Here is a 14,189-nt window from a genome sequence, read left to right as displayed (position 1 = left end):
TGGTATCTTTACTTTTTTAAAAACAACAAAAACTTTTCTATCCTTTGCTAAAAGGTCTTTCTATAAAAAACTTCGCCTTAATAGAAGAGCTACAAGTAGCTTTTGATTCTGGTTTAATAACGATTACAGGAGAAACTGGAGCGGGTAAATCTTTATTGCTTGGTGCTTTGGGACTGTTATTAGGAAAAAGAGCTGATCTTAGCAGTGTTAAAGATAACTCTCAAAAATGTGTCATAGAAGGAGTTTTTGATGTAAAAAAATATGGACTTAATTCTTTTTTTGAAGAAGCAGCATTGGATTATGAAGATCAAACTATAATTAGACGAGAGATTCTGCCATCGGGTAAATCCAGAGCCTTTATAAATGACACTCCGGTCACCTTGCAATCACTAGTATCTCTGGGAGGTAGATTAATAGATATCCATAGTCAACATCAAACATTAGAAGTAACTACAAATGACTTTCAGTTTGAGGTGTTAGATGCATTAGCTGATGCAGATCGCGAAATAAAATCTTACCGAAGAGGTCTTGAGCTCTTAAAAGAGAAAGAAAAAGAAGTAGGCGTTCTTATAACTGATCAAGAAAATTTCACAAAAGAATATGACTACAATGCTTTTCTTTTGAATGAATTAGAAGAGGCAAAGCTTAAACCTGGAGAACTTCAGGAATTAGAAGAGCAATACGATCAACTTAATAACATAGAAGAAATTCAGGAACGATTATCAGGATCAGTTTCTATAATGTCTTCAGAAGAAGTTGGGGTGTCTGATCAATTAAATACAATTAAAAATAACCTTTCTAAGATAGAATCGTATTCTGGGTCTTTGCAAGAACTTTCTCAGAGAATCCAAAGTGTTTATATAGAGCTGGATGATATAAGCAGTTCTTTGCTTGATGAATTAGAAAAACTGGAGGCAGACCCTGGACGACTAGAGCAAATTAGCCAGCGTTTGCAATTATTACATAATCTGCAAGTGAAACATACAGTATCAGATATAAAAGAATTGATTGTAATAGCAGATACGCTGCGAGAAAAAGTTTCTAAAACAGAATCTCTTTCTGAAGATATAGAGAGGCTTAAAAAAGAAATAGTCACTATTCAATCTCAATTAGATAAGGTTGCAGAAAAGATTCATAAGAAACGAAATAAGGCACTTCCTTTACTGATAAAGGAGCTAGAAGATATTCTTAAAGCGTTAGGGATGCCAAATGCTGCATTTCAAGCCTCTTTAGAACTACAGGATAAGTATTTTTCTAATGGAAAAGAAGTGCTGACATTTTTATTCTCTGCCAATAAAGGAGGCGCTTTTGGGGAACTTAAAAAAGTAGCTTCCGGAGGAGAACTATCAAGAATTATGATCGCTATTAAATCTATTCTATCAAGATATACGCAATTACCTACAATAATTTTTGATGAAATAGATACTGGTGTATCAGGTGAAGTTGCTCATAAAATGGCAGATTTAATGATGAATATGAGTAAAAACCTACAAGTTTTTAGCATTACACACTTGCCACAAATCGCTGCTAATGGTCAAAACCATTATAAAGTTTATAAAGAAGATATACAAAATACTACCATTACTCAGCTTAAATTGTTAAGTGAGGAAGAACGAATTAAAGAAATTGCCGAAATGATAGGTGGTAAAAATATTTCTGATTCGGCATTAACCCATGCAAAATCCTTATTAGATTCAGCCTTAAATTAGATAGAAAAGTTGTGAATCTACCATAAATAAGTAGATTGTTATACGCTTTGATCTAATAACTAAAAAACAAGTCTTAAAGTGTTAAGACTGTGTATTTTATCGATTATTTGCGATATAAATCGTTTAAAGGGTGTTTTTTATCGATTTTAACATTTTAAGATCAGGTTGTTTTCTTTTATTTTGTAGTTTGTGCCAGTAGCCCCAAGCCTACGCCCCCAAATTATGAAATCACCTATTAAAGTAATCTATATTGCTTGTATGGCAATGTTGTTATATTCGTGTTCTGCAGAAAATGTTGAAGAAGATTTAGGGTCTTCTAATAAAGAATTTATTGTTCCCGAAGTAAAGTCAATAGAAATTGAAATTTTGGATCTTATAAATAACTATAGGATTTCTAAAGGTTTAAACACTCTTGAATCTTTAGATGTTATAAAATCACAAGCATATAGTCATACAGATTATATGATTAAGCAAAATAACATATCTCACGATTATTTTTATGAGCGTAAATCATATCTTGTTACTAATACAGGAGCAAGCAAAGTAGCCGAAAATGTAGGGTATGGTTATTCCTCTGCAGAATCTATTGTTAATGCATGGATAAAAAGTGATAGCCATAGAAGTACTATAGAAGGCGATTTTACAGATTTTGATATCTCTATAGAACAAAATGAAAATGGAGAGATGTATTGCACTAATATTTTTATTAAAAGATAGTAGCCTTCTAATTACTTCAAGAGGTATACTAGCTATTGATAGTCATTGAGGATTAAAAAAGCTGAGCGTCTATTTTCATCATGTTCTTTTTCTGTACAGGGAGGTTTGTTGTTTATGCCGCACTTGTTTAATAATTGAGATTCGCCATAGCCTATAGCACTCGGAATTCTTTCTGCAGCAATTCCTCTGGATGAAATGTAATCCCTGGTAGCTTTAGCACGTTTATTAGAAAGCTTCATGTTATATTTTGCACTACCCCGATTATCTGTATGGGATTCAATCTTGATAATCATTTTAGGGTTTTCTCGCATTACATTAACAATATTCTCTAATTCATATGCTGCATCTGCACGAATATTATATTTGTCAAAATCAAAGAAAATAGGATTGACCACAATTTCTTTTTTTATAATTAGTGGAGTTAGATATAAATCTAATTTGAGCTCACTTCCATTAGTTGTAGTTGTTGAGAACTGTTTTGAATCAGGTCTGTAATTTGCTTTTGTAGCTAGGATAGAATATGTTTTTCCGCATGATATTTCTTCAAAAATGTATTTGCCGTTGTTGTCAGATAGGGTAGTGCTAATAATTTTACCGGTTTCATCAATGATTTTTACTGTAACATCTGCAAGTGATTCTAAGGTGAGCTTATCGTATGTCACACCGGTCAAAACTTGTTTACATTCATACTTGTCAAATGTATATATATCATCACTTCCCTTACCTCCAATTCTATTAGAAGAGAAATATCCAGAATCACCATCTGGGTTTAAGAAGAAAGCAAAATCATCGTAACCACTATTATAAGGAGCTCCAAGGTTCTTAATCTCTATATCCTCATCAACTCTTTTTTTGAGTATATTAGATTTGTAAATATCTAAAAACCCAAGATTTATATGACTGTCTGATGAGAAATATAATGTAGAATCTTTTGCTACAAAAGGAAATACTTCCCGGCCTTCGGTATTAATTTTATCACCTAAATTTTTTACAGTACCAAAAGAACCATCATCATTAATAGTAACTTTATATATATCTGATTGGCCATATCCACCTTTTCTATCCGATACAAAATATAAGGTCTTTTCATCAGGACTTAATGTTGGGTGTCCTGTAGAGAAAGTTTTATCATTAAATGGTAATTCTTCAACAGCTGTCCATTGATTGCCTTTAAGCTTAGCTCTATACAATTTTAGATTAGAATTACCTTCTTTATCATAAGATGTTTTTTTTCTTTTATTAATGTTGTTTCTGGTAAAATAGAGTGTTTTACCATCATTGGTGAGTGTTAATGTCCCTTCGTGTTCGTTTTTTAAATTTACTTTGTCTGAAGAAATGGGAGTAATATCCTTTACTACAATGGTCGAATCAATTCGATCAATTGTAGATTGATAAATATTTAAATAAGGTTCTCCGTTCCATTTGTAAATTTTCTTTTTGCCTTTAGTAGTTTCATCTGCTCTAGATGATGAAAAATATAAATTTCCATTTTGTTCATACCCGCCAAAATCAGAAAATTTGCTATTGGAGTTTAAGTTTATTACCCTAACATGAATATCTTTTGGAGTAGACAATTCTTGAAATTTTTCAAGACTTATACTTTCAAAATCTTTAGTGTGCTTACCATTTTGTTGAAGTGTTTTAAACTTTTTAAGCCACTGATTGGCTTTATTGTATTTGCCTAAGCTGCGTAAGGTTTGTATGTACTTATAGATGTATTGAGGGTGTATTTTATTGTATTTGTTAACTGCTTTATTGTACCAAAAATATGCTTGATCCGAGTTAGAATTGTTATAATAACAATCTCCAATTCTAGATAGAATATGTTCGCTGCTATCTTCTTTTTTTAATGCTTCTTTATATAATTCTATGGCTTTTAAATATGCAAAATCTCTAAAATATTTATCTGCTACCTTTACTTTTTGAGCATGAATAAAAGTACTAAACAGAAATGCTAAAATTAGAAATATTATATTTTTCATACGTATGGTATTAAAAGTACCTGGGAGATCTAACACGCTTTTCGTTAAACAATTCATACATCAGTAAAATTTCATGAGTACCACCTATATATGGTCGTATATCTGAAATAAAATGTTCGTAAGCATAGCCAATTCTAATTTGTTTTGTCACTTGAAAATCTGCTAAGGCTCCGATAGAAGCGGTATGTTCATTATATCTGTATGAGCCTCCGAGCCAAAATTTTTCATAAAATAGGAGGTTTGCATTTAAATCAACAGAAATTGGTGCGCCATTAGTTGCTTTAAAAAGAGCCGATGGTTTTAATTTTGTGTTTGTAGAGAGGTCAAATACATACCCACCTGTAAAATAATAACTAACGCGTTCTAGTGCTACATACTCTACCGTAGACGTTTCAGCAGTACGATTATTGTCTGTGTTTAATATTCTTGGTGATGATAGTCCAAAGTACCATCTGTCTGAATGGAGATATAATCCTACCCCAATATTAGGGTTCCATCGATTAGAATAATTTCCGAAGAAAGGATCCCCAGTTACTTCGGGGTCATTTAAAAATTCCTGATCTAGATTGTAATTAGTAACCCCACCTTTAAATCCAAAAGCTAATTTGGAATTATCTGTAATATTAATAGAATACGAGAAATCACCATAAATATATAAGTAGTTTTCAAAACCTGGAGTATCACGTATTACGGATAATCCAACTCCTATTTTTTCGTTTCGTAAGGGAGAATGAGCAGATAGTGTCTGAGTTTGAGGACCTCCTCGTATTCCTGTCCATTGACTCCTGTGTAAACCTACAATGCTTAATGTCTCTCTACTACCTGCATAGGCCGGATTTATGGATATAGTATTAAACATATACTGCGTAAACTGCGGTAATTGCTGTGCATATCCGATAAAACTAATGCATAGTATTAATAGTACTGCTATTTTGTTTTTTGCGATGCCCATTAATTATTTTTTTATTTTGTACCAATATATAACGGGGTGCTAAATGGTTTTAAGCCACTATTGTTTATAGTTACAATACAATAATATGTACCACTAGGTACTTGATTTGCTGATCCTAAAGATGACTGATGTGCTGTGCCATTCCAATCATTTTGATAATCACTTGATTTGTATATAATTGCCCCCCAACGATTAATAATTTTAACATCTACAACGTAACCACAATTTTCTACACCCTTCACTGCAAAATATTCATTATACGAATCTCCATTTGGTGTAATTACTTTTGAAATTTTAATAGTATCTTCTCCACAAGAGAATACTGCACATCTATTATGTACTTCTATCGTTGTTTCGAGATATATTGGACAGGCCAAGTTGTTTTCTGTGTAACTAAATGCAATCTCTTCAGAAGCATCTTTGTCTAATAACTCTATGCTTAATGGATCAAAAAAGTGATCATCAATTACAGCTGCATTTCCAGATGTAACCTCCCAGATTCCACCGGTACTATAATCACCTTCTAATAGGTCAAATAAATCAAAAACTTGTGATTCTATTTCATCAAGAGCACATAAGCTGGTGTCGTTTGCGATTACAGAATTGTTTTCGAATGTTATTTTTGCTTGTAGTGTAGTTGTGTTGTTACAATCATCTGTGATGTTGTATTCTACTACCAGAACTCCATCTGCTATATTATCAAAGTCGTAATCTGAAGTTACTAATGCAGTTGTACTCACATTGCAATTATCAATAGCACAAGTTTCTAGCGTTGCAATATTATCATTATTCCATTGACTAGCAATTTCTTCAATATTAGTTGTAGAACACGCTAAGGTTAAATCAGTAATTGTACAGCTTGTTAGGTCTGGAGGTGTAGAATCATACAACGTAAGAGTTGCTGTAAGAGTTATTATGTCTCCATTTTTATCTGTAATAGTGTATATAACTTCTATAGCTCCGCCCAAACCACAAGAACTCACCAAATTATTAAAGTCATAATTTGAAGTTATTTGACCAGTAAAATCTGTATTACAACTGTCAGAAACACAGGATTCTAATTCTGCAATATTATCAGCATTCCAGATGTTAGCTATAGTTTCATTATTTGTTCCATTACATTCGATTGTTTCATCTGCTACATTACAATTAGTTATGTCGGGAGGTGTGGTGACCGAGATGGTAATGTATACAGAGGCTTGATCACAAGCAGTAGTTGGAGAGCCATTGTCACATACTGTGTAAATAAAACTATCTGTACCTGTATACCCAGAATTAGGAATGTAAGTAAAGGAGCCGTTAGTGTTAAGGGTAAGAATTCCATTATCTACATCATCTACCGGAATTATATTTATGGTTTGTGTGTCTCCTTCGGGATCAAAATCATTATCCAGTACGTTCCCTTGAATATTGTCGCATGCGGTAAAATATGCATCATCATTAGCAAAAGTACTGTTGTTCTGGTTTTTTATTACTGTAATTATAACAATAGTTGTATCACATAAGACGGGATTGCCGTTGTCACATATGGTATACTCAAAAATGTCATCACCAGTAAAATCAATAGGAGGTGTATAGTTATATGCTCCTGTATTGGGATCTATAGCTACGATAACTCCTTCTGTAGTGGTTGCTGTAATTGTTGTTACTGTAATAGGATCTCCATCGGGATCGAAATCATTAACTAATACATTACCATTTATAGGAGTATTTATTTCGGTAATTGCAGTATCTGGATTTGCAATTGGAGCTTCGTTTTTAGGATCTCCAACAGGGAGTACTTCAATGTATACAGTAGCAGTGTCACAAGCAATCGGGTTGCCATTGTCACAAATAGTATATTCGAAAGAGTCTTCTCCTGTAAATCCAGTAGGAGGGGTGTACGTATAGATTCCTGTATTAGGCTCTATGCCGACAATAACCCCTTCTGTAGTAGTTGCAGTAGTAGTTGTTACCGTTTGTATGTCTCCTTCGAGATCTTCATCGTTGGTTAATACATTACCAGAAACGGGTGTATTGATAAAAGTGTTATTAATATCTGTTACGGCATCGGTACAATTATATAAAATTGCTATGCAAACTATAGAAATGCAACCATTAGCATCACGTATCTTTATTGTATAATTTCCTTGAGCGAGATCTGAAAATGTTTCACTAGTTTGATAATTAGCTCCATTATCGATAGAATATGAATAAGGTGGTACTCCACCAGCTCCTTCTACAGTAATTTGACCCGAACCGTTACAACTAATATGAGTTAGTTCCTTTATGGAAGCAGATATTGCTTTACTGGGTTCGGTTATGGTGGCTGAGCTTGTAGTAGAGCAATTTGTAGCATCGGTAACTGTTACAGAATATGTTCCGGCAATTACATTAGTTAAATCTTCATTAGAAGAACCATTACTCCAGGCAAAAGTAAATGGAGGAGTACCGTTCTCTACCATTAGATCAACAGATCCCGTAGCATCGCCGGTGCAGGATACATCGGTTATAGTATTTGTAGCTTTAATATCGCAATTATTAAGACATTTAATGATGATGCTTTGGGTTACTTGAGTTCCATTAGCATCGGTTACTGTAACGCTGTGTGTGCGATTGGTAAGAAGACTTGCTGTTGCTGTGGTTTGATTATTAGCAGAAGCACTCCATTGGTATGTGTAACCTGGTTTTCCGCCAGAAACGACAGCCTTAGCCTTACCGTCACAACATATTCCAGTGATCGTAGCATCCTGTATTTTAAGTATAGTAAGACTTAGTGGATTGGTATATTCGGTATTGGTTGTAGTAGTGTCTTTTAGGATCAAAGAGGTGTACTTGTGTTCATGAGAGTAATGCCCGTAAACATAAGTTGATGAGAATAGTAGTGCAAAAAGACAAATAAGAGTGGTGATCCTCTTATGCAAGAGAGTTAACGTAATAATTTTCATATGCCCCGTTTTATTAATGTATTCTAAGAAAAAAGCCCCTGGTTTTTTAGTGTTTCAAAATTTAAAAAATAAAAACATAAGACATTGATAATTATTGGATTGGTAGTTTTTTTTCATAACGTGATATTCTTAATAATGGTTAGTTTTGTTATATAAAGAATTATTCCAATACATAAATTGAATATTTTATATCACTAAGAATTAATTACCTACTTACATTAATAAAAACATTGTTTTTATTAATAATAGGCACATCATCTTTGTTTAATTAAACATTCTATTATAGAAATAATTCTATAATTATTTCAAATACTCTAAGGGGGGAATGAAATCGTATATTTTTCTAAGGGGGGGAAATAATATACATTATGGGGAGGTTTATTTTGTACATAATCTTACATACCAAATTAATGATATTTTGAAAACAATACTCAATAAAATTATTGATCAAATATAAGGTATATGTTGATAAAAATCAACTAATAATAGATTATTTTTTAATTTTAATCAGATTTTAAAAGTTGATTTTTTAGGCTTCCGATGTTATTCATAAGTTATCACAATCATAGGTTTCTATTTCATAAAGAGGTAGAAACTTTATCAGTCTAAATAAAAAGTATATCAAATTATCATGTAGTGTTGTGAAGTTTGATTAACATTATATAGTCGTGCACCGTTTAAATATTTTTTTCAGATACTTAACTAAATTCTATTTCGATTAGTTGTGGTTTGGGGCGTTTTATTATCTTTACCACTCGTATAATCATACTTTAATTTATAATTAAATGTCATACAATTTATTAAAAGGTAAAAGAGGAATTATTTTTGGGGCACTTGACGAAAATTCAATCGCTTGGAAAACCGCAGAGCGTGTTTATGAAGAAGGAGGAAGTTTTGTTCTAACCAATGCTCCTGTCGCAATGCGAATGGGTGCTATAAATACTCTTGCAGAAAAAACTAATACTCAAGTTATACCTGCAGATGCTACTTCATTAGAGGATTTAGAAAATCTTGTGGATAAGGCAACAGAAATTTTGGGTGGTAAACTTGATTTTGTTTTACATTCTATAGGGATGTCAATAAATGTACGTAAAGGACGTCATTATACTGATCAGAACTATGACTGGACACAAAAAGGATTAGACGTATCTGCACTTTCTTTTCATAAAACAATGCAAACCCTATATAAGAAAAAGGCAATGAATGATTGGGGAAGCATAGTTGGTTTGACATATATGGCAGCACAGCGAGTGTTTCCTGATTATAATGATATGGCAGATAACAAAGCGTATTTAGAATCTATCGCTCGTAGTTTTGGATATTTCTTTGGTAGAGATAGTAAAGTACGAGTAAATACAATTTCTCAATCTCCAACTCCAACAACAGCAGGAAAAGGAGTGAAAGGATTTGATGGATTTATAGAATATGCGAATAAAATGTCACCTCTAGGTAATGCTACAGCAGCAGAGTGTGCCGATTATACAATTACACTATTCTCTGATCTGACCAAAAAAGTAACGCTTCAGAATTTATATCACGACGGAGGCTTTTCTAATATGGGAGTAAGCCAGTTGGTGATGGATAAATTTGTAGGAGAAGAATAAAGATTTTTTTAAAAACTACTATAAATTAGTGTGAAATCCCATTCTTAATTGGTAATGGGATTTTTTATTTATACCACTTACCTTTGCAATATGGAAATACATTTCTCCTTTATTGTGCCAGTATATAACAGGCCAAATGAGATTAAAGAGCTGCTGGATAGCATGGTGGCTATGGATTATACCAAGCCATATGAGATTGTAATCGTAGAAGATGGATCGTCTGATACCTCTAAGGAGGTTATAGAAGCTTTTGCAGATAGATTATCTATAAGTTATTACCAGAAATCAAATACAGGCCCGGGAGATTCACGTAACTATGGTATGCGTAAGGCAAGAGGTAATTACTTCATTATTCTTGATAGTGATGTGTTATTGCCAAAAGAATATTTGTCTAAAGCCGAAAGTTTCTTGTCTGATACTTTTGTACATTGCTACGGAGGCCCTGATGATGCTCATCAAAGTTTTTCTAATCTTCAGAAAGCGATAAGCTATAGTATGACATCATATTTAACTACTGGCGGAATCAGAGGGCGTAAAAATACATTAGGTAAATTTCAACCCCGTAGTTTTAATATGGGACTGTCAAAAGAAGCTTTTCAGGCTTCGGGTGGTTTCGGAAATATACATCCCGGAGAAGATCCGGATCTTACGATAAGATTATGGAAATTAGGATATGATACTACATTAATTCCTGATGCTAAGGTGTTTCATAAAAGAAGAATTTCCTGGGAAAAATTTTATATCCAGGTTAATAAATTTGGATTAGTACGCCCTATTTTAAATCGATGGCACCCAGATACTGCCAAACTTACGTATTGGTTTCCTACTTTATTCTTAATATATATTGTGTTCTCTGTTGTGACCGCACTTTTAGGATGGTGGTATTTTATTGCTATTTTAGGAATGTATTTAGGGATTATTTTTCTAGGTGCGACTCTAGAATATAAAAATGTATCTATAGGTATACAGTCTATTTTGGCAGTTTTGATACAATTTTATGGATACGGAAAGGGATTCCTAAAATCTTATTATTATATTCATCTATTGAAAAAAGTACCCGAAAAGCAATTTAAGAAATTGTTTTTTTCAAAGTAATTTGTATGTCAGATAGAAAAAAGAATAGATTTTCTTTAAAAAGGAGTAATGTAAAAACCTTTTTGTTTTTTCTAATATTCACTTCAATCTTGTGGCTATTTATACAATTCTCTAAAAATTATACCCAAGAAGTAGAGGTAGCAATACAATATACCAATATACCAAAAGACAAAATCTTTAACGATCAGAGTGATCAAACATTAAGAATGGTGCTTAACGGAAATGGTTTTAGATTGATGAATCATAATTGGAGCAGGCCAACATTACAATTTAATGTAGAGGATGCAGTTATTAATAGCGAAGATCAATATTATTTTCGTGTTGATAAAGAATCTTCGGTATTAAAAACTAAATTAGACTTTAAAGGAAGGGTTTTATCTGTGCAAAAAGATACCTTACGATTAAAACTGGATCAAAATCTAGAAAAAAAAATCCCTGTTAAAATAGCAGAGAAGATTCAGTATGCTATTGGGTATGGTAGTGATAAGGGATTAGTAGTCTCTCCCGATTCTATAACAATTAGTGGCCCCTCACAAGTTATAGATACTATACAATATATAACAACAGAAAATCTAAATTTAGAAGGGTTAAATGTTAACTACACTTCAAAATTAGATATAAATACTGAAGAATTACCATCTACCATTACAGTTGCTCCAGCGCAAGTAGAAGCTAACGTTTTGGTGAGTAAATTCACAGAGGGAGATCAAAAAATTCCTATAACATTAAATAATATACCTGAAGGTGTAGAAATTAAGATTTTTCCTAAAGAAATTTCTGTCGTATACAGAGTGGGGTTAGATAAGTATAATGAAATAAGTCCAAGAGATTTTATGGTAGTAGCTGATTATGCTAAAGCATCCGAAGAAAGTTTGTTTTTAACTTTAGAACTAGTAAACAAACCAGATTATATCCATGATGTGCGTTTGCAGATGAAACAAGTTCAATTTGTAGTTTTGAAATAAGTTGAAGTATGAAGGTAGTAGGTCTAACGGGTGGTATAGGTAGCGGAAAATCTACAGTAGCTAAAATGTTTGAACAACTGGGAGTTGCAGTTTATATTGCTGATATCGAAGCTAAAAAACTTATGAATGAAGACGAATCAGTGAAAAAACAAATTATCGCTTTATTAGGAAATGATTCCTATGTAAACGGAGAATTAAATAGACCTTATATTGCGAATGTAGTTTTTAATGACTCCTCAAAACTACTTCAGTTAAATGCAATTGTTCACCCTGCTGTGGCAAGCCATTTTGATTGTTGGAAAAGTAATCAAAAAGGAAACTACGTAATAAAAGAAGCAGCTATACTTTTTGAAAATGAAGGCCACAAACAGTGTGATTATACAATTCTTGTATCGGCACCAATAGAAACAAGAATTCAACGAGTCCTAAAAAGAGACAAAACGACCAAAGAAGATATACTTTCTAGGATGAATAACCAGTGGGAAGACACTCGGAAAATCCCATTAGCCGATTTTGTGATATATAATAAAAACATAAAAGATACTGAAAATCAGGTGTATAAGGTTCATGAAGAAATATCCCTATAAAACGTTTGTAATCCGAATCTTTCATTTTGTTAACATTTGGTTAAACCCTAAAGTAGCTAAATGTTAAAGTCTTACTTTTGATTTATGAATAAAAGGTTATTCGTGTTGCTGATAATCCTAATGAGTTTATCGTTAATTGGGATTATTTTTGTTCAGGGATATTGGATTAACAACACTGTAGAGAATAATGAAGAACAGTTTTCCTTTAATGCGAAACAAATACTGATATCTGTATCTAATAGAATTCAATACAGAGAGTTTGAAGAAATGTTTTTTCCATTACAAGAGATTCTGGATAGCATAGAAGAACCTGATAACAAAACAATACGTCAGCTTTTGAATATTAGTATTGATAATACGACAAAGTCGTTTACACATACAGATGGTATTTTAGAAGAAGACTATAAGTTGTTTTCGTCTTTTATAAATTTAAATATTGATACGGTTCGATTAAAGAATATTTTAAATCGTAATACCGATGCTGCTATACAAGATGAAAAAAGTGATTTTGTAAAGCAAAATTCTAAATCCAAACTAGAGAGAATACGGGGATTAACAGATCTCCAGAGAATGGATTATGAAATAGTAATAGGAGAAATTGCCAGTTTTATACCAATACATAGAAGAGTTCAAAAAAGAGAAATAGATTATCTGTTGAGGAAAGAACTGGAAGAGAGAGATATAAAAGTAGACTTTGAATATGCTATATACAGTAATGCTTTAGCTACCAAAGTACGTTCAGATGATTTTAGTTTGGATTATCCAACAACATATGCAATACCACTTTTTGTAAATGATGAAGGAGTAAGTGAGTATCAGTTATATGTTAATTTTACTGGAAAAAAACAATATGTACTTTCTTCCATCAAAGGAATGGCCATATTGTCTATAATATTTACGTTAATTATTGTAGTTGCATATTCCAGTGCTTTATCACAATTGATGCAGCAACGACAGATATCACAAATTAAAACAGATTTTATTAATAATATGACGCATGAGCTTAAGACTCCAATTGCCACTATTAATCTGGCATTAGATTCTATAAAGAACCCAAAAATAGGAGGGGACCCAGAGAAAGTGCAGCGTTATATGAGTATGATACGTGAAGAGAATAAAAGAATGCATGCCCAGGTAGAAAATGTATTAAGAATATCTCAGTTAGAGAAAAATGAACTTAATATTAAAAAAGAAAGGCAAGAATTGCATGATATTATTGAAGATGCGATTACCCATGTATCTCTGATTGTAGAAAATAGAGAAGGGTATGTGAAAATGCATTTAGGAGCACTTAAAACAACAGTATTAGCCAATGATAGCCATTTGACTAATGTAATTGTGAATATTTTGGATAATGCGATAAAATATTCAGAAGATGAACCTAAAATAGATGTATATACAGAAAATGTAAAAAATAGTATTGTTCTTAAAGTTCGTGATCAAGGAATAGGAATGAGTAAGGTGGCACAGAAAAAGATTTTTGAAAAGTTCTTTAGAGAACATACCGGGGATCTTCATAATGTAAAAGGGCACGGATTAGGACTAACATACGTAAAGAGAATTATAGATGATCATCATGGTCAGATATGGGTGGAGAGTGAAAGGGGAAAAGGCTCCACGTTTATAATTAAATTACCGTTAATATCTTAAA

The 14,189-nt window shown here is 32.5% G+C and carries 10 protein-coding genes; 7 read left to right on the top strand and 3 right to left on the bottom strand.

Going from position 1 to position 14,189, the window contains the following annotated elements; all coding sequences use genetic code 11:
• Positions 1-44 precede the first annotated feature (44 nt).
• Entirely contained in the window at positions 45-1,709 is a 1,665-nt protein-coding gene (recN, locus tag AAFU52_RS26005; protein ID WP_438424477.1) for a DNA repair protein RecN, read from the top strand.
• A gap of 222 nt (positions 1,710-1,931) precedes the next feature.
• Positions 1,932-2,426, top strand: a complete 495-nt coding sequence (locus AAFU52_RS26000; RefSeq protein WP_024770494.1) for a CAP domain-containing protein — start codon at positions 1,932-1,934, stop codon at positions 2,424-2,426.
• Between the two features lie 32 nt (positions 2,427-2,458).
• Here AAFU52_RS26000 and AAFU52_RS25995 read toward each other — a convergent pair whose 3' ends face one another.
• Genes AAFU52_RS25995 through AAFU52_RS25985 form a run of 3 tightly spaced genes read right to left on the bottom strand, consistent with a single transcriptional unit; the run spans position 2,459 to position 8,287 of the window.
• Positions 2,459-4,408: an OmpA family protein gene (locus tag AAFU52_RS25995; protein ID WP_438424475.1), complete on the bottom strand. Its 1,950-nt coding sequence runs from the start codon at positions 4,406-4,408 to the stop codon at positions 2,459-2,461.
• A 10-nt stretch (positions 4,409-4,418) separates the two neighbouring features.
• A complete protein-coding gene (locus AAFU52_RS25990; protein ID WP_438424474.1) occupies positions 4,419-5,360 on the bottom strand; it encodes a PorP/SprF family type IX secretion system membrane protein in 942 nt (313 codons plus the stop codon).
• A gap of 11 nt (positions 5,361-5,371) precedes the next feature.
• Positions 5,372-8,287, bottom strand: a complete 2,916-nt coding sequence (locus AAFU52_RS25985; protein WP_438424472.1) for an Ig-like domain-containing protein — start codon at positions 8,285-8,287, stop codon at positions 5,372-5,374.
• A gap of 785 nt (positions 8,288-9,072) precedes the next feature.
• Here AAFU52_RS25985 and AAFU52_RS25980 point away from each other — a divergent pair.
• The 5 genes from AAFU52_RS25980 to AAFU52_RS25960 all read left to right on the top strand — a co-directional run bounded on the left by AAFU52_RS25980 (position 9,073) and on the right by AAFU52_RS25960 (position 14,188).
• Positions 9,073-9,891, top strand: coding sequence for an enoyl-ACP reductase FabI (locus AAFU52_RS25980; RefSeq protein ID WP_024770490.1), 819 nt, complete (start codon positions 9,073-9,075; stop codon positions 9,889-9,891).
• Positions 9,892-9,981: 90 nt separating this feature from the next.
• On the top strand, positions 9,982-10,986 hold the full coding sequence (locus AAFU52_RS25975; protein WP_024770489.1) for a glycosyltransferase: 1,005 nt from the start codon (positions 9,982-9,984) through the stop codon (positions 10,984-10,986).
• A gap of 5 nt (positions 10,987-10,991) precedes the next feature.
• Positions 10,992-11,951: a CdaR family protein gene (locus tag AAFU52_RS25970; protein WP_024770488.1), complete on the top strand. Its 960-nt coding sequence runs from the start codon at positions 10,992-10,994 to the stop codon at positions 11,949-11,951.
• 8 nt (positions 11,952-11,959) lie between these two features.
• Entirely contained in the window at positions 11,960-12,538 is a 579-nt protein-coding gene (gene coaE, locus AAFU52_RS25965; protein WP_024770487.1) for a dephospho-CoA kinase, read from the top strand.
• Positions 12,539-12,622: 84 nt separating this feature from the next.
• Positions 12,623-14,188 carry a sensor histidine kinase gene (locus AAFU52_RS25960; protein ID WP_024770486.1) on the top strand — a complete coding sequence of 522 codons (1,566 nt, stop codon included), beginning with the start codon at positions 12,623-12,625 and terminating at the stop codon, positions 14,186-14,188.
• The last annotated feature ends 1 nt before the right edge of the window (position 14,189 follow it).

Source organism: Aquimarina macrocephali (assembly GCF_051627225.1).
GTDB classification, from domain to species: domain Bacteria; phylum Bacteroidota; class Bacteroidia; order Flavobacteriales; family Flavobacteriaceae; genus Aquimarina; species Aquimarina macrocephali.
This window is presented reverse-complemented; position numbering and strand designations above follow the sequence as displayed.

Bases quoted from the DNA above. Each gene is read 5' to 3' on its own strand.
- AAFU52_RS26000 (WP_024770494.1), top strand. From the start codon at position 1,932: ATGAAATCACCTATTAAAGTAATCTATATTGCTTGTATGGCAATGTTG.
- AAFU52_RS25995 (WP_438424475.1), bottom strand. From the start codon at position 4,408: ATGAAAAATATAATATTTCTAATTTTAGCATTTCTGTTTAGTACTTTT.
- AAFU52_RS25990 (WP_438424474.1), bottom strand. From the start codon at position 5,360: ATGGGCATCGCAAAAAACAAAATAGCAGTACTATTAATACTATGCATT.
- AAFU52_RS25985 (WP_438424472.1), bottom strand. From the start codon at position 8,287: ATGAAAATTATTACGTTAACTCTCTTGCATAAGAGGATCACCACTCTT.
- AAFU52_RS25980 (WP_024770490.1), top strand. From the start codon at position 9,073: ATGTCATACAATTTATTAAAAGGTAAAAGAGGAATTATTTTTGGGGCA.
- AAFU52_RS25975 (WP_024770489.1), top strand. From the start codon at position 9,982: ATGGAAATACATTTCTCCTTTATTGTGCCAGTATATAACAGGCCAAAT.
- AAFU52_RS25970 (WP_024770488.1), top strand. From the start codon at position 10,992: ATGTCAGATAGAAAAAAGAATAGATTTTCTTTAAAAAGGAGTAATGTA.
- coaE (WP_024770487.1), top strand. From the start codon at position 11,960: ATGAAGGTAGTAGGTCTAACGGGTGGTATAGGTAGCGGAAAATCTACA.
- AAFU52_RS25960 (WP_024770486.1), top strand. From the start codon at position 12,623: ATGAATAAAAGGTTATTCGTGTTGCTGATAATCCTAATGAGTTTATCG.